The 1,771-nt window shown below is 73.6% G+C and carries 2 protein-coding genes; both read left to right on the top strand.

Annotation, left to right across the window (positions count from 1 at the left end):
- A partial coding sequence (locus ACH107_RS32585; protein ID WP_412509743.1) for an isochorismatase family protein occupies positions 1–447 on the top strand: 447 nt, incomplete at its 5' end.
- The coding region (gene recJ / locus ACH107_RS32590) for a single-stranded-DNA-specific exonuclease RecJ (protein ID WP_412509744.1) at positions 444–1,771 on the top strand (1,328 nt) is incomplete at its 3' end. The genes ACH107_RS32585 and recJ, both read left to right, overlap by 4 nt.

The raw sequence follows: 1,771 nt of genomic DNA on the forward strand, positions 1-1,771 counted from the left end.
GCCGGGCCGCCCGCGATCCATGTCCGCCATGTCTCGGCCACGCCGGGCAGCCCGCTGTCCGCGGCGGCGGGCGGCACCGCGTTCAAGCCACGGGTCGCCCCCCTGCCCCATGAGCCGGTTCTGGAAAAATCCGTGAACGCGGCCTTCATCGGCACGGGGCTGGAGCACCACCTGCGCGGCGAGGGCATCCGCGACCTTGTGATCTGCGGGCTGACCACGCCGCATTGCGTCTCGACGACGGTGCGGATGGCGGCCAATCTCGGGTTCGGGGTGGAACTGGTGCACGACGCCTGCGCGGCCTTCGCCAGCAATGCCGATACCGGCTGGATGGGCACGACAGGCCCGGCGCCCGACCCCGACGCCGTGCATCGCGCGGCCGTGTCCCACCTGCATGGCGAGTTCTGCGAGGCCCGAACCGCCGACACCGTCATGGCCCGGGCGCCATGACCGATTTCCTCGACGTCTCCGCGTCGCTGACCGGCCGGCGCTGGTGCGGCCCGTCGGTCGAGGCCGACCGGCTGGCCGAGGCAATGGTGCAGGCCACCGACCTGCCCCGCCCGCTGTGCCAGACGCTCACGCGGTTGGGCGTGCCGCCCGATGCGGCGCCGGCCTATCTCGAACCGGCGCTGCGCGACCTGCTGCCCGATCCGCGCGGCCTGCGCGACATGGAAAACGCGGCGGCGCGTTTCCTCGACGCGGTGGCGCGGCGCCAGCGCATCGCGATCTTCGCGGATTACGACGTGGACGGGGGGGCGTCGGCCGCGCTGCTCATCGACTGGCTGCGGCAGGCAGGGCACCAGGCGACGCTGTACGTGCCCGACCGGATCGACGAGGGCTACGGCCCCAACGCACCGGCCATGCAGGACCTTGCCGCGCGGCACGACCTGATCGTCTGCGTGGATTGCGGCACCCTGAGCCACGACGCCATCGCGGCGGCCGACGGCGCGGACGTGATCGTCCTCGATCACCACATGGGCGGCGAGACCCTGCCCGGGGCGCTGGCCGTCGTGAACCCCAACCGGCAGGACGAAACCGGCGACCTGGGGCATCTTTGCGCGGCGGCGGTGGTTTTCCTGATGCTGGTGGAGGCGGGGCGGCAGATGCGGGCCGGCGGCCGTCAGGGCCCGGACCTGATGTCGATGCTGGACCTTGTGGCGCTGGCCACGGTGGCCGACGTGGCGCCGCTCAAGGGGGTGAACCGCGCCTTCGTGCGACAGGGCCTGAAGGTGATCGCGCGCCGCGTGCGGCCCGGGCTCGTGGCCCTGTCGGACATCGCGCGGCTCGACAGCGCGCCAAACGCCCATCACCTCGGCTTCGTGCTGGGGCCGCGGGTGAATGCCGGGGGGCGGGTCGGCCGGGCCGATCTGGGCGCGCGGCTGCTGGCGACAGACGACATGGCCGAGGCCCGCGGCATGGCCGAGAAGCTGGACATGCTGAACACCGAACGCCGCGATATGGAGGCGTCGGTGCGCGCCGCCGCGCTGGCGCAGGCCGAGGCGCGCGGCCTTGACGCGCCGCTGGTCTGGGCCGCCGGGGAAGGCTGGCATCCGGGCGTTGTCGGGATCGTCGCCTCGCGCCTCAAGGAAGCGACGAACCGCCCCGCCGTGGTGATCGGTCTGGACGGCGACGAGGGCAAGGGCTCGGGCCGGTCGGTTTCGGGCGTCGATCTCGGCGCGGCGATCCAGCGGCTGGCCGCCGAGGGGCACCTGCTCAAGGGGGGCGGGCACCGCATGGCCGCCGGGCTGAGCGTCGCGCGCGACGGGCTGGAGGC

The organism is Roseovarius halophilus (ex Wu et al. 2025), from assembly GCF_047086965.1.